The sequence below is a fragment of the Caulifigura coniformis genome (genome assembly GCF_007745175.1).
Lineage (GTDB): Bacteria > Planctomycetota > Planctomycetia > Planctomycetales > Planctomycetaceae > Caulifigura > Caulifigura coniformis.
In genome coordinates this window covers 5,896,105-5,917,366 of the sequence record NZ_CP036271.1, presented here as the reverse complement: position 1 = coordinate 5,917,366, position 21,262 = coordinate 5,896,105, and the positions used below count along the sequence as shown (strand labels likewise).

The window sequence follows — 21,262 nt, the reverse complement described above, 5'->3', positions numbered from 1 at the left end:
CGACCTTTCATGGTCGGCGTCGTTCTTTTTCAACCGCGAAGCGGGCTACCGGCGAGCGGCAGCAAACCGGCGGATCGCCTCCGGATAGGCGGCGCACTCCGCTTCAAAGACGCGGGCCGCCAGGATGTCGGGTGTATCCCCGTCGATGACCGGAACGCATTTCTGCGAAATGATCGGCCCGTGGTCATATTCGCTGTCAGCGAAGTGCACAGTGCAGCCAGACACCTTGCAGCCCCGCGCGATGACTGCCTCGTGTACGAAATGCCCGTACATCCCTTTCCCGCAGAAGGCCGGAATCAGCGACGGGTGAATGTTCATCACCCGCTGATGAAAGTCGTCGGGGACGTCCACTCGGGCCAGAAAACCGGCCAAGGTCACCAGGTCCACTTTCGCCGCACGCATCCGGTCGAAAATGGCTCGACTGAATTCAGCAGTATTCTCAAAAGTCCGCCGGGGAAGGACCTCACAGGCGAGGCCTGCCTGGATGCATTTCGAGATCCCGCCGCATTCACGATCGGCGATCACGATGGGAATCTCGATCGGCAGCCGCCCGGCCTCCCGTTCTTTCAGGAAATTGACCAGCGTGGTGCCACTGCCGGAAATCAAGACTCCGACACGAAGGGCTTCCGACCGGACGGTGGAATCAGACATATTCAGTGACTCCACGTTCGCGACTGGCCGGCCGAAGCCGGCGCACCGCGTCAAACCTGCAATACGGCCCCGTCGAGCGCTGTGGAACAGCCGGCCATCGCCAGCCGTTACTCATCTTCCTGCCGGAGCTTGGCCATGATCGTGTAGTCCTCGAGCGTTGTCGTGTCGCCGACCGACTCGCGACCGGCCGCGATGTCGCGCAGAAGTCGCCGCATGATCTTCCCGCTGCGGGTTTTCGGCAGGGCGCTCGTGAACCGGATCTGGTCCGGCGTGGCCAGTGCGCCGATGTGATGACGCACATGCCCGATGAGCGTCTTCTTTAGAACCTCATCGCCGTTACCCTCCTTGAGACTGACGAAGCAGCAGATGCCTTCTCCCTTGATGTCGTGCGGGAATCCGACAACGGCCGCTTCGGCAACAGACGGGTGAGACACCAGCGCCGACTCGACTTCCATCGTCGACAGCCGGTGACCGGAGACGTTCAGGACGTCATCGACGCGGCCCATCACCCACACGTAGCCGTCGTCGTCACGACGCGCTCCGTCGCCGGCGAAGTAGCAACCCGGAATCTTCGAGAAGTAGGTGTCTTTGAAACGCGCGTGATCGCCATACAGCGTCCGCAGCATGCTCGGCCAGGGCTGCTTCATGACAAGAAGCCCCCCCTGGTTGGCAGGAATCGACTCGCCCGCTTCGTTGACGATGTCGCACACGACGCCCGGAAGCGGCTTCGTGCAGCTGCCTGGCTTCGTCGACGTGATGCCCGGGAGCGGGCTGATCATGATGGCGCCCGTTTCGGTCTGCCACCACGTGTCGACGATCGGACAGCGCTCGCCGCCGATCACGCGGTGATACCACATCCACGCTTCCGGATTGATCGGCTCGCCGACCGACCCCAGCAGCCGCAGCGACGAAAGGTCGTGCTTTGCGGGCCATTGATCGCCCCACTTGATGAATGCACGGACGGCTGTCGGCGCAGTGTAGAAAATCGAAACTTTGTACTTCTCGATCAGCTCCCAGAACCGGCCTTCGTCCGGCCAGTTGGGGGCTCCTTCGTACATGAGGACCGTCGCGCCGTTCGCCAGAGGGCCATAGCACACGTAGCTGTGGCCGGTGATCCAACCGATGTCTGCCGTGCACCAGTAGGTGTCTTCTTCCTTCAGGTCGAATACCCATTTCGTGGTCATCATCGAGCCGAGCACGTAACCGGCCGTCGAATGCAAGACCCCCTTCGGCTTCCCCGTACTTCCGGACGTGTACAGGATGAACAGCGGGTGCTCGGAATCGACCGCGACGGCGTCGCAATCGGCCGGGGCGTCGGCCATCAGGTCGTGCCACCACAGGTCGCGGCCCTCGACCATCGTGACCGGCGTGCCGGTCCGGCGGACAACGATCACCTGCTTCACCGAATCTGACTTCGCCAGGCTCTCGTCGACTGCCGACTTGAGCTCGACTTCCTTCCCGCGTCGCCAGCCTCCATCGGCCGTAATGATCAGCTTGGCCTGCGCGTCGTTATTCCGGTCGGCGACAGCGTCGGCACTGAATCCGCCGAAGATGATCGAATGCGTAGCGCCGATGCGGGCACAGGCCAGCATGGCGATCGCCAGTTCGGGAATCATGGGCATGTAAAGGGTGACTCGGTCGCCCGTAGTCACGCCGAGCGTCTTCAGCACGCCGGCGAAACGGCACACTTCCCGGTGGAGGTCGCCGTAGGTCAGGACGCGCGTATCGCCAGGCTCCCCTTCCCAGATGATGGCCGCCTTGTTCTTCCGCCACGTCGCGACGTGCCGGTCGAGGCACTGAACGGATGCATTCAGCTTGCCGCCGACGAACCACTTCGTCTCGGGCATCTCTCCGGCCATCGTCTGCTTGAACGGTGTCGACCAGGTCAGGTTCTCACGGGCGATTTCGCCCCAGAAACCGCTGGGATCGTCCTTCGCCCGATTCCACATCTCCTGGTACTGGGCTTCGCTGGAGATGTTGGCCTGGGCGGTGAAGTCTGCCGGCGGCGCAAACTTGCGATCCTCGTGGAGGACGCTGGAAATATTCTGACCGGCTGTGGACGACATGAACGAACTCCGAGCAATCGATGAGCGCAACAACCAAGGTCGCCGGCCGGCCAGGTAGCGCCGAACGGTGACGAAATGGCGATCCTAAGGCCGCGAAATGCAGGCTTCAACAAAGCAGGCGACTCACGCCCGCTTCCGAACCCGGCAACCGCCCGTTGCACGGACGTACGCCGCAAAATCGGCGCAGTTTGTCGCGATCTCCGGACCGGAAAACAACTTTCAGGCGGCCGCGGGTTCCGCGGGAGGGACGGCCGGTGCGGGAACGGGAGCGATGACCGGCGGACGCGCCACTTTCAGGTAGCCCCCGAGAGCGACAATCGCCGTCAGAAGTCCAATCAACACCAGATTCCAGGCCCCGCTCCGGCGACGCATCTTCTCGAACTTCGGCGATCGTCCTGCAAGCACCGAGGCAAAGAAAAAGACCGCCAGCGCCAGCAGGATCTTGAATCCCATCAGCATGTGGTAAATGCCGTCCCCCTTGTGCAGGGGGCGCAGAACCACGAGATAATTGTACAACCCGGTGATCAGCAGGATCAGCGATCCCAGCATCACCACCAGCCGCCAGCGTGCGTTAATCCACTCGCGGAAGAGCGGCTTCTGCTCTTCGCTCAGATCCTTGACTGCGGGGCCCAGCGCAAACCACTGGAACACCGCTCCGCCCAGCAGGACAGCGGCAAACCAGATATGGAACCAGCGTGAATAGACATCCAGCGACATGAGGCCGATCTCGGTTGGAAAATGCGTGCGGCCGGATTGTAGCGAAATGACAACAATTCGCGCGCCCCGCCGAAATCTGCCGCGAAACTAGAAAACCGAACGCGGCCTCTTGGGAAGATTGCCCGGAGGCTTTGAGGCCCCTTGTTCGGCAGCAGGCGTCGACTGCGTCTCCGATGACGCCCCGATCGCTGGGCCGGTTGCTCCCAGAGGACCGCCGGTCGAGCTCCACGCCGCAGCGAGGCACCCCGGATTCAGGTGAAACATGGCCGGTTCGGCCTTCGAGAGATTCTCCAGCGGCTTTTCGAAAAGGACGGCCAGTTCCGAGATGCAGACCCGAAGGACGTGGCCGGCTCCCCAGAGTTTGCTCCAGTCTCCAAGGGCCTCGCCTCCGCCAGCCAGTCTCACAGTCGTCGACGTGTTCCGGGCATAACCAACTCCGTCTTCCCACCAGCGAATCCGAGACAGGCTTTCCACGGCTGGGGCCGTAAGCATCGACGCTTTTCCGCCGGCCTGCGTACCGAGGACCAGGCTGTCATTCACAATCGCGGTCAGGACCGGCGCTTCTCCTGGCGGCAGCGCGGTCAGGTTCACTATCGAGCGGCCGGCCGCCAGCGTCGACGACGCCACCGTCAGATCGGCGGAACGCGCTGCGTCGGCGATCGAAAGGGCGATCGAGTCGTCGACGGCAGCGAGGACGGAGTTGTCGATCTCGAGCATCCGTCCAGTCATGTCGGCTTCCACCGAAACTCGACCTCCGGCCAGGAACGAATCCTTGATGAGCAGCCCTGTCCCTCCGCCGCCCGCGGTCCAGCGGATCAATGGGCCCAGGCGCGTCGAAACCTCGGACGGCCCCGTCAATGTGCAGTTCGTCAGGGCGAAGTCGGCTCCCACCACATCGATCAACGACGGCGGAAAAGTCTGGCGGTCCGATTCGGGCAACAGAAATCGCCCATTCAGGAAGGAGATGCTCCCTCCCTGGATCGTGATGAGTGCTCCGGCCGTCAGACCGGGTTGCGGCCGGATCGTCAGCGGAGCCCCGTCCGCCTGCACGAACTCGATGTGCAGCGTGCGATCCTGAATCTGAATCGCAGGTAGCGTCTTGATTCCGGCGCCGCGAAGCTGAACAAGAGCCCCGTCCGGGCATTTCGACCGGTCGTTGAGCAACGCGTTCAGCGTCCCCGCCTTGATGTCATTGAACTCGACGATCATCGCCGGTTTGCGAAAAGCGATGAAGTCGGCTGGGAGCCGCCTCGCGGACGCCAGGATCCGCACCCGTTCAATCAATTCCGCGAGTGCATTCGGCAGGGCCGCGATCTTGCACCCCGGCTCAATGTCGCGGGTCGATCCCAGCGAGGCGAGCGCCGACGCGTCGGCCAGTGCGAAATCCCCCGGGACGTCGACGCCCTTCTCGATCAGGCGTGTCCCGGCCGGCGGCTGCCGCCAGAACTTCTGCCACCCGCTGTCTCCTTCGAAAAGATTCTCCGGGGCGGTCGGGCCCGTGGAGATTCGGGCGTAGGCGTCCCACCCTTGCAGCACCGACTGTTCCGACCTCCATGAAACGCCGACCGGTATCGGCTTGTCAGTCAGTGTTTCTTCGGATGCGGGCCATCCCTTCAGATGGAGCAGCGTTGCCGCGTGCGATGCCCCGTTCATGACCGACTTGCGAAGGGTCCACGCGACCGGCGCCGGCGGTTCCGTTGCCGAGTTCGTCAGCGAAACCCCGGTGGTCCCGCAGATGACCGTCGACCTGAGGAACGTGACTTCGCGTCCCTGTCGGACGCCGATTGCGGCGGATGCCGGCGCGATGGAAATCGCGCTCCCTTTGTCAAAACAGAAGAGGCTGTTCCCAGCCAGCACGCGCGCCGACGGTCCGATGAGCGACAGCCCGTCGCCCAGTTCCGAGCGCAGGTGGCAATTCTCGAGCACCGCCCCGGAACCCTCGTGACTGGCTCCTGAAACGCGAACCAGCGAACTTCCGCCCCCCCCCTGCCCGACCGACTGGAGCGTGCAATCAGTCAGCGAAACAGCGGAGGCCTCGATCATCGCGACGCCGGCGGCTGTCTCTCCGCTTGTCGTCAGGACAAGGTTCAGCCCGCGAAACGCAATCGGTCCTTCCGAACGAAGGCAGGCGTCCCCCGACTTGAGATCGCCAGATGCGAACACGAGCACGGGACGCGATCCAGTCGCCCCCTTCAACAAAAGCTGCGGTCGCGCAGGGAGTGTTCCCGGTGCGATCAGAAACGGACCGTCGCCATGAAACTCGATCGTGACCGGCCCCGGCGGCAGCTTCGAGAGGGCCTCCGCGAACGTCGCTACGCCCTCGACGGCCGCCGTCCCCGGACGTCGCACGACGACGGTTTTCGCATCCGCGACCGGCGACTTTCGAACCTGGAACACCCAGTCAGGCAGAAATTCCCGCGCGGCCACACTGTTCAAATCGGCCAGGTCTTCTGCGCCGGCGATCGGTGTGGACGACTTACGAAGAGCCGTCGATGCGTCGTTCGGCTCCCCGGAAGCGGCCGGAGTGTCCTGGGAGTTGTTTTCATCCGGCGCGCCCGCCGTAGGCGCTTGTGGAACGGCAGGCTGCTGGGCCGGGTCCCCCTGCAGAGCGGCAGCGGCATTGCCCTGGCCACGGTCCACCACAGGCGCTTCCCCGAACATCCGCGAAATCAAGACTCCAATGCCGACGAGAATGGCGAGCGCGATTCCCGCCAGCACGAACTTCCTGAGCCGATCCGAATCGACCGACACCTGCACCGGCTCGGCCTGCGCAGCAGTCTCCGCGCGCGGCGGCAGCTTCCGTTTCTGGAAACGGTGCTTCGCCGAATCGCTGAGGTTTTCCACCGCTTCCCGCTCGGCCTTCGACTGCCGTCGGGGAAGCGGTCCTGACTTGCCAGGATCGCTCCCCGCGGCCTTCCCGCGGGGAGTCCTCGGCGGCAATGGTCGTCGATCGTCAGGCTCCTCGACGCGTTCTTCACGCGGCGGAGCTTTCCCACGTGGAGGCTCTTTCTGCGGCCCGGGTTTGATTTTTGAACGCGTGGGCGCCTTCGATTCGTCGCTCGTTTCGTCTTCGACTTGCTCGACCACCGGATTCTCGTCGTCGAACACCACTCCCGTCGGCAGCGCATCCTGCCGCAGGGTGTTGATCGCTGAATCAAGGTCCGTCGAATCGAAGGGCGACCGCGTTTCGAAGATGTCCCCGGACGAAGACTCCTGATCCGCGCTGCCGCCCGGCTGCGCAAGTGCCGCGAGGATGTCCGCATTCAGGCCGCTGCGGGCAATGCCGGGATTCTTCAGGTCTTCCAGAAGTTCGGCCGGCGTCTGGTATCGGTCCTTCGCCTGCTTGGCCATCATGCGATGGAGCACTGCGACGACGCCTTCCGGAATCCGTTCGTTGCGCGATCGCGGATCGGGAAGCGGCGCGGTGGCATGCGCCTGCAGCTTGTTGGTCACGCTTCCTTCACCGTAAGGCGGCACGCCCGTCAGAATGTGGTACCACGTACAACCGAGCGAGTAGATGTCGCTGCGGATGTCGGTCGCCTTGCTGTTCCGCGCCTGCTCCGGAGACATGTAGTCGACCGTGCCCACAGTCGTACCCACTCGCGTGATGCTCGTGTCCAGCGTCTCGTCAATCGATCGCGCCAGCCCCAGGTCCGCCAGCTTCACCGTCCCGTCGTTCTTGATCAGCAGGTTGGACGGCTTGATATCCCGGTGAACGATCTGCTTTTCATACGCATGCTCAAGCGCCTCGGCGACCTGCCTGACGATCTCGATCGACCGCTTGACGGGAATCACCCCCCGTTTGCGGATGATCTCAAGAACGTCCTGCCCCTCGACGAATTCCAGCGCGATATACAGAAACCCGTCGATCTGTCCCGAGTCGTAGACGCCGACAATATTCTTGTGCTGAAGATAAGCGGCGGCCTGTCCTTCGGCCTTGAACCGCCGGACCAGAACCGGATTCTCGGCCCTGTCCTTGGCGAGCACCTTCAGCGCCACCGTCCGCTTCAGGTCCGAGTCCTTCGCGAGGAACACAGTCCCCATTCCGCCCGAGCCCAGCTTCCTCTCGATCTCGTACTTGCCGAGCCGTGTCAGCTGCTCATGCTCCGCAGGCGCGGGAGGGCCGCCGGCGGGGCGAGCGTCATCAGGCATGGGGCGGAGGGAAAAAAGTACGTTTCGGGGCGATTCAACGCCAGGTCGTTTCCACCACTATACCCCGCGGCCGGGCCGGTCGCAAAAGTCTGCCCGGTACGACCTTGAGGAACGCTAGCCCCCGTCTCTCACCTTGCTTCTCGAGCGTGCGCAGTCCCGGGCTGCCCCCGTTCAGCGCTGCTGCCCGATCACCAGCAGCTTCCGGCCGCCATCCACCCACGCCGCACCGACGTTGTCGAAATCCGCCGGCTGCCCCGCCAACCGCTGGGGTTCATTCCTCTGGTCGAGGTCGACCACGTAGATTTGCGGACCTTTCGTCCCCTTGAGGTACGCCTGGAACGCAATCTTCCGGCCCGAGGGATGGAACGCAAGAAAGTTGCTCACAGTGGACATCGGCGACACGGGCCTGAAACCGAACTCGGCTCCTTGCGCATCAACGACCGCGATCTCGCGGACTCCGCCGGGCCGCCGTCCCTGGACGGCGATCTGCCGGCCGTCATGCGACCACGCCATATTGAAGGACACCGAGTCGTACGGGCTGCTGTCGGCAGGAAAGAGCGTCCGTCGCTCCGAGGTCTCCAGATCACGAACGACAACTGATCCGCCTCCAACGACATACGCGATCTGGTTCGACACCGGCGACCACTGGACGCCCCAGCCCGGTTCCACCACCGTCTCCGTCTGGTCTTCCAGGTTGCGGATCCGCACCGTCTGGTCGTCGTAGCTGCAGTAAGACAGTCGCTTGCCGTCCGGACTGAGATTCGGCATCGCTCCGTGACCATGTACCTGCAGATCGCTACCATCCATGCGGCAGCTCAGAAGCATGGCATCGCTCCAGGCCTCACCCGCTTTCACTCCATCAAAGCACAGGCGGGCGCCATCGGAAGTGGGCCTGAGGGAACCGATGCGGCTGAACTCTCCCGGAGTAACGACCTTCTTCCAGCCCGTGCCGTCCTCGTTGATCTCGTACACTGCAGACGGCGTTTTCAGAACCGGCAGCCCCTGGCCATGGACGGTCCCCCCGGCCAGCGCCGCAAGGAACGAAACGGCGACAAATGCGCCCCCGTACGAGAATCGCAGCGAAACAGCCGCCACGGGGCGGGTCAGATCTCGGATTCTCATGGCTCGGTCACCAGGACAATGAGCTTCGATCCATCCGGAAGCCAGCAGCCGCTGGCGACTCGCTGGGCAGCTGGAATTCCGGGGACGGGCCGCGAGGGATCGGCGCGGAACGGGTGAATTTCGCTCAGCTTGATCACTCCATCGACTCGCTCGGGAAAGATGAGTCGCGTTCCGTCGGAATTCCACGAAAGCATGGGATTGAACTGCCCGGCGATCCGGCGTTCAAAACCATATTCGGCGCCACGGGCATCCACGATCGCCAGCTCGCGAATGTTGTTCTCGAGATCGGCAATCATCGCGAGTTTCGTACTATCCGCCGACCATGTCATGTTCCAGTAAATGCGAGAATGAGGTGATCCACCTTCGGGGAACAAGCGCCGCTCGACACCCGTTGAAACGTCTCGAATGATCACCTCGTTCCGTTCCCGTGTGAACGCCACCGACCGGCCATCGGGCGACCATTGGATCCCCCAGCCCCTGGAGTCGAGAAGTTCGGAATTCGTCCCGTCAGAATCCATGAGCCACGCGCCCTGCTGCTCCTTGTAACGGCAGCAGGCAATTCGCGCTCCGTCCCGACTCCAGCTCGGCATCGCGCCAGGCCCGAGGTCTTTCAGGTCTGTTCCATCCAGGCGGCACGTCAAGACGTGCGCCTCGGGAAGACTCTCTCCAAGTCGCGATTTCCAGGCGTCAAATGCGATCTGCGACCCGTCCGCGGTGACCCTCGGAGAATTGCACGGAAAGTACTCCGGCACTTCGAACAACTTCTTCCAGCCGCCCCCGTCGCTCTGGAGAACGTAGAAGGCATTGACGGGCCGCGCATTCTGAGACGGCTGCTGGGCCAGCGATCGGGTCGCCATCATGCACAGCAACACCAGCACAACCACCGACCGCATGATTGCCTCGATTCAGAATCTTGAAGTGCGACGCACCTCTTCGCCGGATCCGGCGCTCCCGGACGGTCAGTACGAATTGCACATCACGATCAGCCGCGATCCATCGGGCGACCAGCTCGCGCTCGTTGCCCTGCAGTCCGCGGGAATTCCTGGAATCAGTCGCGGCTCCTCCGTCCCGAGCGGATCGATCTCCAGCATGCGATACGGCGATCCCTTCTCCGGAAAGACCAGCGGCCGTTTGTCTGCATTCCAGCTCAGGCTCGGAACGAACTTGCCCGCGGCGCGACGAACGAACCCGAACTCCGCGCCCTGTGTGTCGACGATCACAAGCTCGTCTTTCCCCGGATCCGAGGCCGCGATCATCGCAAGCTTCCGGCCGTCCGGTGACCAGCTCATGTTCCAATAGATCACGGCGAACGGGCTTCCTGCTCCAGGAAAGAGCAACCGTTCCTCGCCCGTGGCCACCGTGCGGATCACCACATTCCGGCCGCGCCGATAAGCAACCGACGCTCCATCGGGCGACCACTGGATCCCCCAGCCGTTCTCATCGACCAGTTCGCCGTCTCCGCCTTCGGTGTTCATGATCCAGACGCCCGACGTCCCTGCGTAGCGGCTGCAGGCGATCCGGCTGCCGTCAGGGTTCGGACTCGGCATGGCTCCGCGACAGATCTGCTTCAGGTTCTTTCCATCCAGATCGACCATGAAGACGACCGAATCGGAATTCGTCTCCCCCTCGATCTTCTTCCAGGCATCGAACGCCAGCCTTCGACCGTCCCCGACGACCCTCGGGGAATTGCCCCGGTAGTTGTCCGGCAGGTCGAACAGTTTCTTCCAGACCGGTGGCTCCACGGTGAGCTCATAGACCGCCCCGCGCGGACGCGGATTGGCGGCCGGATCCTCCTGGGCCTGGATCGCGCCGCTTCCGGAAACGCACAGCACAACGAGCACAATCGCCCATCGCCCGGACTGGTCGATGCCCCATATCACGGCCCGACAGGCGGCTTGCAGGATCGAGCAACCAGTCATCAACTCTCCCATCACTGAAATCCTGCGGTCGGCGCCATGACGAGATGTGCGTCGCACCAGTTGGCATGATCGCCGAAGTCGAGATTCGATCCGTAGTCGACACGGATCTCCAGTCGCTTCGCCCCTTTCAGCGGAATCCGGAGGCTTTCCGGCGCATCGCCGCTCTTGAGGGACCTGCGAACAAGCTCCTGTCCGTCAGCCAGAACGACAAACTCACAGTCCGCAGTCACGTTTCGCGGCGGATCGAGCGACAACGTCGCCGCAAACTGCTCCGCCGGCCCATCCAACTCGTATGTCAGCGAAGTCCCGGATTGAACTCCGATCCCCTTTTCATACTCCACCGTCCCCGCTCGCAGCGGCTCGCCGCGGACATTGCGGTCCGCCTTCCACTCCCGCGGCAGCGACACGATCGGACGCTGGGCGACACTCTCGGGCGTCATCTCGGAGAGATACCGGATGCGACTGGATCGCACTGCCAGCGACACGATCTCCGACTGAGGGATCTCGATGATGCTTCCAGACGGCAACGTACACTGGAACGAGGCCGCTCCGTCCTTCTTCTGTGCCTCGCGGACCGGGATGACCGCCCCGCCCCGGGTCACAACGGACAACGGCGGCCGTTCCAACGCCTCTGGCCGGGCAAAGACGACTCCGACCAGTTGAGTCCGGGCCACGGTTCGAGTTTCCCGGTCCCATTCGAACGCAACCGACTCGACACCGATCGACTCGATGAACGCGCGGATCGAAGTCGACTGCGGCATCGCCTTCAGGACGACCAGGTCATACTCCGCAGGCGGCTTCGCCACGGCGTTCTTCCAAACCGTGTCATCCGAATCCGTCCACTGCAGAGCGGAAACATCATCGAGTTTCAGCGATGTCTGTTCGCCGTTCAGGAGCGTCACATCGCACGCATCGTCGACCAGCAGCACGCTGCGGGCGGGAAGCCGGCCGCCCCCCGCGAGATGAATGGCCACCGCCCCCTGGTCTTTCGGCGTGGCCACCGACGCAGGACGGAACCTGACCGCATGCACATCATCGACCGGGAGCGAGCTGCCGTCAGCGAAATTGAACTCGCCCGCCACGATCGAATCGAGGCCGGCCTTGTTCAGGGTTTCTCCGACGACGGTCTCGACCTCCATCGCCGTCGGCTCATCCTGCGCCCGGCCCCACTGCGCGGCGGACACGCATGCGGCCGCGACAACCATCGCGCGGCCCCAACGGGCGATTTCCCTCGAAGAACGCCCGATCATTTCGTTTGAGTCTCACCGAAGCTCTGGTAGTACTGCTCGACCAGTCCGCGGTACTGGACCGGCACGCGCGACTTGGCGGCATTGAAGACCGAGGGGTCGTTCTGACGCTCCGTCAGGTCGACCCAGGGGGTTCGGGGAGCATCGCGCTCGGTGATCTGCGAGGCCTGGGAACTGCCGCTGCTCATGCCCGGCGCCGAGCCTCCCATGCCCGAACCACCCGGCTTGCTGCACGACCCCTTGCAGCCTTTGCAGTTTCCGCATTTCTTCTCGAGTTCCTCGATCATCTCATCCAGCAGCGCAACCACATCCTCCTGCACCTCCTGCGTCCGGCGCCCCGAGTCTTCCAGCGACAATCGTCGCTCGGAGAAATTCATCTTCGTGTGGATGTCGGTCAGCAGATCCGACTCCGCTTCTTCGAGGTCGACAAGCGTGGCGCGAGCTTCGCCCTGCATCCGTCCCGGCTCACCGGGAAAGTCCCGCAGAAACTTCTTGAGAGAGCCCGTCGCTTCGTCACGCTTCAGGGCCCCCGCCTCCAGCTTCCCCTTCAGAAACCAGGCTTCGCCCAGCCGGACTGTGGTGTCGCCATGCGTCTCGATGAACGCCGCCACGATCGGCAAAGCATCTTCGTAGCGTCCTTCGACCATCATCGCCCGCGCCAGGAACAACTGCGCCTCGGCGGCCAGCCAGGGATCCGCAGCCCCCGTGAGCGGCGCCAGCAGCTTGCCGGCATCGGTGGCTTCTTCAGCGGCCAGTTTCTTCAGCCCTGCTTCGAATTCGGGAGAAAGAATCTTCAGTCCCGCCGTGATCGCCTCCTGCCGCGTCTCGGGATTCCCTGCCGCCTCACGAGCGGCCGAAAGAGCCCGGGACTTCACCTCCTCGGCGATTGACGAGTCCGCCTGCCGTGACTCGATGAACCGCTCGATCACGGTGGACTTCGCGTCCGGAGCGACAACGCGATTCGCCGGCGCCGGGGCCACCAGGAGGCACATCAGGAACGTGAGCATCTCTTGATCTCCGTGACGCCTATTCGGTCAGGTTGAGAAGTTCAACACCGGGGAACTGCAACCCGCCGCCAGCGGCCTCCTGCTGTCGGCTGAGAATCTCACGAACCATCGTCGCAACATTCCTCTGCAAACCCGCGATCCGCTGAACCTCCTTCTGCCGCGGCTGATCCAGGTCCCCCTGGGGCCGGGCATTCTGGAAGTCGACTGTGCGTCGGTTGATGCGCAGCTGCAGCTGACGAAGCAGTTTCAGTTCGGCCGTATTGGGAAGCAGGCACGGCTTGCAGTTACCCCCGCCTTTGCCTCCGCCTCCTCCCCCCTTCCGGGCGACCTTCAGCGCTTCGATCAATTCCTCCAGCGTCTTCTCCACTTCTTTCTGCATCGTCTGCGTCGTCTCGCCGGTCTCCTGCTTCTCGATCCGGTTCGAAATCTGCATCAGGCTTTCCTGCATGTCCGAGACGATCACCGGAAACGAAATCGTGGTCCCGTCCTCTTCGATGAGCTTCAGGGCCTTACCCGCCATCTCGGCCAGTTCCGATTCCTCCTGACTGAGCCTGCGGATCGTGATCCGTTCTGCCCGCCGCAGCTCTCCCTGTGCACCCTGCCGCTCCTGGTGGAACTCGGAAGTCTGTGTCGTGACCGGCTGCTGGCGAGCCAGCATCTCGGTGAAGATCGTCTCCAGGCGTTCGAGCGCTTCGTCTTCCGGCTTTTCTCCCAGTTCGGCAAGGCGTTTCTCGACTTCCTTCTTCGCCTCGTTCAGCTGATCTTCCGCCTTCTTCTGTTCGGCGGCCGCCGCCCCCGGCGACTTCTTCTTCAGTGAACTGGCCGCGGAGGCCATCGACTCGCACGCCCCCCCAAGGCACTTGGAACAGGCTGAGCATGCCCCTTCGCCCGGCTTCCCGGCCTGCGCGGCCTTGGCAATCTGGTCGTTGAGCGACTCCGTTTTCTTCGCGAGTGCTTCCTGCTTCTCGGCCAGCTTGTCCAGCGCATCCGGCGGAGGCGACTTCAGACGCTCTTCTTCCTTCTTCAACTCATCGAGAGCTTTCTCGAGTTCTTTGACAGCCTGCTCCTCAGCGGTCCGGGCCGATTTCGCCTGCGTCGCGGCGAGATGTTCCTCGGCCGACTTCTGCTGCTTCGCCGCCTCTGCCAACGGCTTCTGCCCCGGCCCCGGTGGGAGGTCCGCAGCGGGAGCCGGTTTGGCGGATGCCGTTCCCGATTCGGCCGCCTGCCGCGCTTTCGAAATCTCCGAGTTCACAAACTCCGTATCGCGGCGGATGCGCTCCTGGTTTGCGGCCAGTTGCGTCAGCCCGGTCACTCCCTCGGCAGCCGTGACGACCGTCTGCCGGAGAAGCTCCTTCTCCCGCTTCAGCAATTCCTCAACGGCGGCGATCTGCTTCGCGAGTGTGTCGAGGGCGTCCTTGGTCTGGTCGAGCTTGCGACTCTCGGCCTTCTGAGCCTGTTCATCGCGCACCATCATGGTGATCTGCTGGTGCCACTTCTTGAGCCGCTCGATCTCTTCGCGATCCTTCTCCCGCTCATCCGCCTCTTTCAGCAGGATCGAGATGAGACGTCGGACGTCCTCCAGGATCTTCGCCTCTTCGTGTCCGGCGTTCTCGAGTTGTGCCCCGTCGAGCAGTGCCACGATCTGCCGCATCCGCGGTTCAATCAGGGTCGACTTCGATTCTTCGAACGCCTTCAGCAGCCGCTCCGCGCGTTCCGGCTCGGTTTTCTCGAGAGCCTTCGCCAGCGCCAGGAAACGCTGGTCGAGTTCCTGCATCATCGCGGCGACGCGTTCCTGCCGCACCCCCACGGCGCTTGGCCCCGGAGCCACCGGCGTGGCCGTCTCCGCCGCAGGCAAGAATCCGCAGGCGAGACTGACGGCGCAGACCCATAACGCGTTTGAGAACGAACGTCGCCCCATCGGTGTGCTCCTGAAGCCCTGAAACGGTCCGCGACCGGGCCTTCTCAGGATACCCCAATCAATTCCCCAAACAAGACCAACGTCCACTCGACTCCAATCCATCACCCGCTCCCGCAGCGCTCAGTTCCTCTTCCCTGGCTCGAGCAATCGGCGAATGGCGTCCTGCTTTTCCTGCTCGGTTCTTTTGAGAACGTCTTCCTGCGCCTTCTGAACCTCCAGCAGCAGGTTCACCGCCTCCTGAAATCCCTGGGCCTGCTCCATCTGGCTCAGGATCTCCCTCAGTCGGTCGACGAGCCGTTGCTGCGCCGTCGCGGCCTCATTCAAACGCTTCCCCCGTTCCGCCGGAACCTGGATCGACTTCGTCGTCTGATCGAGAGCAAGCAGGACGGCATCGACCTCGTCCGTCGACACCTTCCACAGCGGCGCGATGATCCGGTCCCTGAGACGCGCCTGGAGCGGGGCCGGTTCCACTTCTTCGATCCGGTTGTTGCGGATCTCGGCGACGATCTCTTCGAACTTCCGGGCGACTTTCGCCGCGTCCTCTCCGATCGTCTTCTGCCGTTTTCTGATCCGGGCCAATTGATCCCGCTGAGGTCCTTCCAGTTCGGTGACGCCGCGGGTGGCGGCATCGAGCGATTTTGTCTCCGTCAGCAACTCCTCCTCCAGCTTCAGGCGTTTCCCCAGTTCCACTGCCTGTTCTCGCTCCCGCGCCAGCAGGCTCGCACGAAACTCCGCATCGGTGACGACACGCGCAACGAAGACCGACGACCGACCAACACCCGGCCCGGTCACATCGTTGAAGTCGTCCGCCTCGACAAAGAACGAAACCGACACGCCCGGCGGAATCGCCAGCGGCTCGAGGTCGAATTCAGCCGATAGGTCGGCCACAGCGCCGCCGAGTTGCGTCGATTCCGCGAGGTCGATTGTTCCCGTCACGTCCGACTCCGCATTCTCGAGCCGATGCCGACGCTGCAGTCGGGCCGCAGCCAGCGCGAAGTCGTCCGAAAGCCGCCCTTCGATCGGAATCAGTGCGCGCGTCGTGACCACGCCGCTCACTCCCTTCAGCTTCGCCTGCACCTGCGGCGGCTTGTCCCCGAGCAACTTCAAACGAAACGTCGTGGGCACGCGCGACGTCAGCGGCATCGGCTCGGACCGGCCGGGCATCTGGATCGATTCCGTGTCCATGAGAGTCAGCGCATAGTCGCCGTCCTGAACGTCTCCCGGCGCGAGCTCGATCTCAAAATCGCCGGCAGGCGAAACACTCAGCTCTGACGACGTCTTCCCGTGGGAGATCGTCGCCTTTGAAAGCCGCTTCGACGCATTCCCGCGGATCATCAGCGCCGTCCCCTTGAGCAACTGATAAGGCCCTCCTTCAGCCAGAAGTGCGTTGCCCGGTTGCTTCGTGTACGCCGGAGGAGTCGCCGTCAGTGAAAGTTCGCGGACCTCAGGCCGGTCGACCACTTCGAGCTTCGTCCAGGCAGACGCCGCACTCGATTCGACGATGCGGAACTCGATCGGATCATTCACTGCGGCCAGTTGGACCTGGAATCGCCTGGACTCCGCGGCCACGGAATCCATCCGTCGCTGCTGTCGCTCGCCGCGGATCTCAAGCCACGCCTCGACAGGAACTCGACGGCTCTCCTCGGTAACTTCCGCCTCCAGCAGCCAGTCGTCGCCGCGCGGAACCATTAGGACGTCATCCTTCGCGCCCACGATCTGGAAGTGAACATCCTGGGGCCACTCCCGTTCGGACAGCAGCAGGTTCCGCTGAAACCAGAGAGCAATCGTGTCATTCATCATGCCGGCAGCGGCCGTCCCCCCCAGTGCGGCGACCGCAACGGCCAGCAGCGCTCCATTCCAGGCAAGCCGTTTGCGGTCGAGCAGCGATGCCAGGTTCAGCTGACGCGCGGCCGCGACACCCTGCTCAATTACGGCGTTCGTCATCTGCGGCGACGCTCCGGCAGGCGGCGATTTGAGCTTCGCCAGCTGCAGTGCGCTGATCAGCCGCTCGTGCAGCACCGGATTCTGTTCTTCGATTCGCAGGGCAAGCGCCTCATCGGACGCACTCCTCGTCAGCGGGCGCCACAGCCGGCGATAGGCCACGGTGGCCAGCGCTCCCAGCGAAAGCACCAGCATCACCGCCCGCTGCGGACGGTCCATCTGGAATGACCAATCGAGCAGCAGATCGGCCGCCCCGATCAGGACGGCCGCCGCCAGCACGCGGCTCAGCCCATCAACGACCAGCCAGGCCGTCAGCTTCCGTCGCAGCTCGGCAAGTCGTTCGAGAATGATCGTTGCGGGGGACATGCGTTACAGGAGCTTGAACCGTTTTCGGAGCGCCCATTCCACGATGAGCAGTGTGGCGACAAGAAACAGCATCAGCCCCGTATCCCACAGCGGCTGCGGCTGCCCCTGGACGGTGATCGTCTGCCGCTTGTCCGGGATGCGATCGACCAGGTCACGCGCGGTCGCGGCCGTGAAGTATGCCCCCTGCGATGCGGCGGCAATTTCCTTGAGCAGTTCCGCGTCCTGCCAGGTTCGAGCGGTTTCGAGGCTTGGAGGCGACACCGACAGTGCCGTTTCGATCTTCGCTCCGGCGGAGGCGTCCTCGAATTCGACGCGCAACAGATGCCGGCCCGTCCCCCTCGCGGTTGCAATCGCTTCGAAACGCCCCGGCTGGTCGGGAGTCGGGCGGAGGATCACAGGTACCTTCTCCCCCGAGGGCGTTTCCATCACCGCGGAGACCTGCATCGCGTCGAGCGGCTTGAACGTCGGATCCAGCAACCGCGCGACCACGACGATGCGGTCGCCCACTTCATAACGGCTGCGGTCGGTCTCGATCGTGCCCCGCCGCTTCCCTTCAACCGAACGCCCTTCGACAAGAAACCGGATCGTCTGCAGCCAGAATCGGTTGAAGAATTCGGCGTTGTTTCCTGCCTGTCGCCACCGCCACGTCCCGTCGAACCCCGCGAAGATCGTCCGCCCCGAACCGAACTGCCCCGACACCAGCAACGGTCTCGGGCCATGCAGCTGGTTGAGCGCCGGATCGGTATGTTCCAGAAGCACCGTGGAGGCCGGGATGGCTTCTCGAACCGGGTAGCTCCAGATGATCCCCGGAAACAGTTTCCAGGCATCCAGCGAACGGTTGATCTCCGGATAGAACCGCATGAGTGGATGGTCGAGGCTGCGTTCGACGATCCCGAGCGGCCAGTCGCGGTCTTCGGATTGCAGGAGAGATTCGACGTCAATCGCCGCCAGGTCGCCGAACCGTACGGGAAGGATCTCGCGAAGCTTCTCCGTCCGCGCGCCCCCCAGGAATCGGCTCGTGTACGACGGACCGGCCATGAACAGCAGTCCTCCCGAATGGTCGCGGACAAACTCGGTCAGCAGGTCCATCCAGGCTTCGTCGAACTCGCGCGGGTCCGGGTCGAGAAGCACGATCACGTCATACGCGAACAGCTCCTCCCGCGTCCGCGGCAGGTGGGTAATCGCAGTGTCGCCTTCCTGACCGCGTCCTTCATCGAGCGATTGCAGCCAGCACGAAACATCGACCGACTTTTCCCGTTCGAGGATCTGCCGCAGAAAGCGGTAGTCCCAGTTGGGATTCCCCGAAACGACGAGCACCCGAGCCTTGTCGTCGATCACTTTCACCTCGGCCGGAACCGTCGAGCGATTGTCGTCGCTCGACGATTCTCCTTCGAGCGGCGGCACACGCAGCGAGTACGCGAACCGCCCGGCCTCTTTGGACGTGTGTGAGAACGTCAGCCGTGTCGGCCCCCCGGCCTCCGGGAGCGCCACTTCGCGCGTCTCCAGCACTTTCCCTTCACCCAGTTGGTCGGAACCATCCTCGCGCCTCTGCTCGATCAATTCGACCTGCACCATCCTCGCGCCGAGCCCTTCGCTCTCCAGAGCCCCCTGGAGCTCGAACGGGTCATCCTTCCAGACGCGATCGGCCGCAAACACATCGGCGACGCGGACGTTCCGCGGACGGTTCGGGTCGCCGAGCCCCACGACAAAGATCGGCGTTCCTCGTGAGGCAGCGCGTTGCGCCAGCGCCAGGAGTTCGTCCTTGCCCGATGACCGATCCGTCTGCTGCCCATCCGTGAACAAGACGATCCCCGCGCTCAGGCGTTCCGAAAGGGCCTCGGCCAGTGCCCGATGAAGATTCGTCCCGATGCCCGTCGGCGTCACTGGATGGACGGTCGAGACGTCTGCTTGCTGTTCACCATCCGCAGGCGGTTCTGCGCCGGCGTCATCCGTTTCCATTCCCGCCGGCTGCACCGACTCCGCGAAATCCAGAACTCGCAGCCGCCCCCGGCTCGAGAGGCCGATTAGGAGTGCCCCCTCATCGGGCGACAACAGCGCATTGATGGCCTGCGCCCTCGTCACATCGCCCGTCGATCCCGGAAACGCCCCCCTGTTCTCCGGGTTCCGGGCCGCATCGGCGACAGCCATCGACTGGGACGAGTCGCGCAGCACGACAAGCGTTGGCTCCAGGACATGCCGATGGGAATAACCAAGGGCCGGCCCCAGCGCCATCACGGCCAGCAGCACCAGGGCCGAAATGCGAAGTCCCGCCAGCAGGCGGCGACTTCGCACCGGCAGTCGGGCCGCATCGCTGCGGTACATGTGAAGCACCGCCGCAATTGCACAACCCGCTGCGAGCAGGGCCACGAAAACCTTCCACGATTCCGGCAGATTGGACCACGTCAAGTGCACTTCGGCGCCGGCGGGAATCTCAGTCCCGTCGATCCCGAAGAGTCGTTGAATCCAGGTCCACCGCAGCGGCGACACGTGATGACTTCCTCGTCAGGGGGCCGTTAGAATCCGTCCGGGGAAACCGGCAACAGGTTGATCGTTTCAATCAGCGCCCCCTGCCGGTCGGCAAGATGCGCTCCCACCACGTCCATGATCGCCAGCCGGCCATCCTCAAGCTGCTCCACCTGCATCGGCGAGCGGAACGGCGCACTGAGAGTCTTCAGGGCCTGAGTGGCCAGGTCGACGTCCGCCAGCTGCTTCGCACCCTGCAGCGTGATCACGGCATGCCCGTCCTTTGCCAGGCACATCGACGTCGGCGGCGCGGGGAGGGAGACTTGCCATTGAACGCGGCCCGTTGCGTCCAGCTGCTTGAGTTTGCTTTCAACGAAGCTCAGGAGCAGCACGTTGCCGTTCTCCAGAGCTTCGATGTCCTGCACGATCCCGATCTCCGACTTCCGGATCATGTTGCCGCTGGCGTTCAGTTCAATGAGCGAACCCTCCATCGTGGCAACAAGCGTGTTTCCATCTTTTCGCCGGATCGCGACGATCGGGCGTTCATCGAGGGCCTTCGACACCCACACGGTCTTGTCGGAGTGGTCGGTCTCCGTAACGACAGCACTCGAGGGATGGACCGACAGCAGGTTGCCATTCCCTACGGCCACACTTCGCCCGCCCGGCTGCGCGACCTGCTTTTTCTCGATCGCGCCATCTTTTCCAATGAGGATCAAGGTCCGGTAACGCGGTGACTGCAGCGCCAGGTGGGCAACGAACTGCGGCGCGGCCGTGCTCGTCACAGGTTCCGCCTTCGCATCCAGGTTGGCCTCGATCGACTTCTGCCATTCCGCGGCATGCAGGGCCCGGTCCTCCGCAGGCTCGTAACCGGAATACGGCAGGCTCACCTTCAGCGTCGACCGCAGCTTGTGGATGCTCCGGTTCCGAACCGTCAACTGCTCGGAAACGAGCAGCTTTCCAAGCGTTCGGAGCGACTCCCCCCTCCGGAACTGAAGCAGCTGAGTCGCCGCATCGAGACGCACCAGGTCGTTCCTGTCGTCGAGCAACGGCAGGATGTCGGCCACGGCCGCCTCGCCAAGCGTGGTCGCCAGCGCGTTGAGGCAGGCCATCCGGATCCGGGGATCTTCATGCCCCAGGCTCTTCTTCAGGAGTGGCGCGTCCGCTTCCGTCGCCGTCGCCACGAGCGCCCGGCTCATCGCCAGCTGCATCGAGTCCGACTGGCAGAGCGGGGCCACGCCGAGAACAACATCGGCCAGCCCCTGCACTTTTCGCAATGGAATAACGATCAGCGAAGCATACAGCAGGTCGTTGCCCGGCTGCCGAAGCGTGTCGAGCACCAGCTTGGCGCGCCACCGCACTTCCGGATCGTCGCTCGCCGCCCGGAGTTCCACTTCCGCGAGCGACCGCGGCGGACGGGCGAGCAGCGCCTGCATCGCCGCTTCACGTTTCGCATAGTCTTCATGCCCCAGGTCTGCCAGGTTCTCGGCCAGCCGGGCTGTGTCTTCCGGACCAGGCACATGGCTTGCCAGAAACACCCGGAGCCCCGCCGCGTCGGTCGCAATCCCGCGTTCCGTCAGCATCCGCAGGTAGCTCTCGGCGTACGGGTTGTCCTGGGCCCCCGCGGAACGCGGAACGAACGCAGTCAGCCCGCACAGGATGAGCAGCACCGGGAGAAAAGCTCTAGTCATCGGTT

Annotated in this window: 13 protein-coding genes; all 13 read right to left on the bottom strand. The window is 63.6% G+C overall.

Features of this window, described 5'->3' with window-relative positions; all coding sequences use genetic code 11:
* Positions 1–45: 45 nt before the first annotated feature.
* On the bottom strand, positions 46–651 hold the full coding sequence (gene purN / locus Pan44_RS23860; RefSeq protein ID WP_145034259.1) for a phosphoribosylglycinamide formyltransferase: 606 nt from the start codon (positions 649–651) through the stop codon (positions 46–48).
* 107 nt (positions 652–758) lie between these two features.
* The gene (acs, locus tag Pan44_RS23855) at positions 759–2,717 is read right to left on the bottom strand and encodes an acetate--CoA ligase (protein ID WP_145034258.1); all 1,959 of its coding nucleotides are present in this window, start codon (positions 2,715–2,717) and stop codon (positions 759–761) included.
* Positions 2,718–2,936: 219 nt separating this feature from the next.
* Positions 2,937–3,434 carry a hypothetical protein gene (locus Pan44_RS23850; RefSeq protein WP_145034257.1) on the bottom strand — a complete coding sequence of 166 codons (498 nt, stop codon included), beginning with the start codon at positions 3,432–3,434 and terminating at the stop codon, positions 2,937–2,939.
* Between the two features lie 87 nt (positions 3,435–3,521).
* Positions 3,522–7,586, bottom strand: coding sequence for a serine/threonine-protein kinase (locus Pan44_RS23845; protein ID WP_145034256.1), 4,065 nt, complete (start codon positions 7,584–7,586; stop codon positions 3,522–3,524).
* 171 nt (positions 7,587–7,757) lie between these two features.
* Positions 7,758–8,708: a TolB family protein gene (locus Pan44_RS23840; protein WP_145034255.1), complete on the bottom strand. Its 951-nt coding sequence runs from the start codon at positions 8,706–8,708 to the stop codon at positions 7,758–7,760.
* Complete coding sequence (locus Pan44_RS23835; RefSeq protein ID WP_145034254.1) at positions 8,705–9,601, bottom strand: TolB family protein; 897 nt, start codon at positions 9,599–9,601, stop codon at positions 8,705–8,707. Before Pan44_RS23835 ends, Pan44_RS23840 begins: the two co-directional genes overlap by 4 nt.
* Before the next feature lie 66 nt (positions 9,602–9,667).
* Positions 9,668–10,627, bottom strand: a complete 960-nt coding sequence (locus tag Pan44_RS23830) for a TolB family protein (protein ID WP_197453609.1) — start codon at positions 10,625–10,627, stop codon at positions 9,668–9,670.
* 11 nt (positions 10,628–10,638) lie between these two features.
* The gene (locus tag Pan44_RS23825; protein WP_145034252.1) at positions 10,639–11,877 is read right to left on the bottom strand and encodes an NPCBM/NEW2 domain-containing protein; all 1,239 of its coding nucleotides are present in this window, start codon (positions 11,875–11,877) and stop codon (positions 10,639–10,641) included.
* Positions 11,874–12,881, bottom strand: a complete 1,008-nt coding sequence (locus Pan44_RS23820) for a tetratricopeptide repeat protein (RefSeq protein WP_145034251.1) — start codon at positions 12,879–12,881, stop codon at positions 11,874–11,876. The genes Pan44_RS23825 and Pan44_RS23820 overlap by 4 nt, the downstream gene beginning before the upstream one ends.
* A 19-nt stretch (positions 12,882–12,900) precedes the next feature.
* The gene (locus tag Pan44_RS23815; RefSeq protein ID WP_145034250.1) at positions 12,901–14,799 is read right to left on the bottom strand and encodes a hypothetical protein; all 1,899 of its coding nucleotides are present in this window, start codon (positions 14,797–14,799) and stop codon (positions 12,901–12,903) included.
* Between the two features lie 120 nt (positions 14,800–14,919).
* Positions 14,920–17,106 (bottom strand): hypothetical protein, encoded by a 2,187-nt coding sequence (locus Pan44_RS23810; protein WP_145034249.1) that lies wholly within the window; start codon positions 17,104–17,106, stop codon positions 14,920–14,922.
* A 3-nt stretch (positions 17,107–17,109) separates the two neighbouring features.
* On the bottom strand, positions 17,110–19,593 hold the full coding sequence (locus tag Pan44_RS23805) for a hypothetical protein (RefSeq protein ID WP_145034248.1): 2,484 nt from the start codon (positions 19,591–19,593) through the stop codon (positions 17,110–17,112).
* 26 nt (positions 19,594–19,619) lie between these two features.
* Entirely contained in the window at positions 19,620–21,257 is a 1,638-nt protein-coding gene (locus Pan44_RS23800; protein ID WP_145034247.1) for a HEAT repeat domain-containing protein, read from the bottom strand.
* Positions 21,258–21,262 lie beyond the last annotated feature (5 nt).

What these genes read in the sequence shown, in the direction of transcription:
- Pan44_RS23825 (WP_145034252.1), bottom strand. Translation starts at nt 11,877, where the DNA reads ATGATCGGGCGTTCTTCGAGGGAAATCGCCCGTTGGGGCCGCGCGATG.
- Pan44_RS23845 (WP_145034256.1), bottom strand. Translation starts at nt 7,586, where the DNA reads ATGCCTGATGACGCTCGCCCCGCCGGCGGCCCTCCCGCGCCTGCGGAG.
- Pan44_RS23810 (WP_145034249.1), bottom strand. Translation starts at nt 17,106, where the DNA reads ATGTCCCCCGCAACGATCATTCTCGAACGACTTGCCGAGCTGCGACGG.
- Pan44_RS23840 (WP_145034255.1), bottom strand. Translation starts at nt 8,708, where the DNA reads ATGAGAATCCGAGATCTGACCCGCCCCGTGGCGGCTGTTTCGCTGCGA.
- Pan44_RS23835 (WP_145034254.1), bottom strand. Translation starts at nt 9,601, where the DNA reads ATGCGGTCGGTGGTTGTGCTGGTGTTGCTGTGCATGATGGCGACCCGA.
- Pan44_RS23850 (WP_145034257.1), bottom strand. Translation starts at nt 3,434, where the DNA reads ATGTCGCTGGATGTCTATTCACGCTGGTTCCATATCTGGTTTGCCGCT.
- Pan44_RS23815 (WP_145034250.1), bottom strand. Translation starts at nt 14,799, where the DNA reads ATGGGGCGACGTTCGTTCTCAAACGCGTTATGGGTCTGCGCCGTCAGT.
- Pan44_RS23830 (WP_197453609.1), bottom strand. Translation starts at nt 10,627, where the DNA reads ATGACTGGTTGCTCGATCCTGCAAGCCGCCTGTCGGGCCGTGATATGG.
- Pan44_RS23800 (WP_145034247.1), bottom strand. Translation starts at nt 21,257, where the DNA reads ATGACTAGAGCTTTTCTCCCGGTGCTGCTCATCCTGTGCGGGCTGACT.
- purN (WP_145034259.1), bottom strand. Translation starts at nt 651, where the DNA reads ATGTCTGATTCCACCGTCCGGTCGGAAGCCCTTCGTGTCGGAGTCTTG.
- Pan44_RS23820 (WP_145034251.1), bottom strand. Translation starts at nt 12,881, where the DNA reads ATGCTCACGTTCCTGATGTGCCTCCTGGTGGCCCCGGCGCCGGCGAAT.
- acs (WP_145034258.1), bottom strand. Translation starts at nt 2,717, where the DNA reads ATGTCGTCCACAGCCGGTCAGAATATTTCCAGCGTCCTCCACGAGGAT.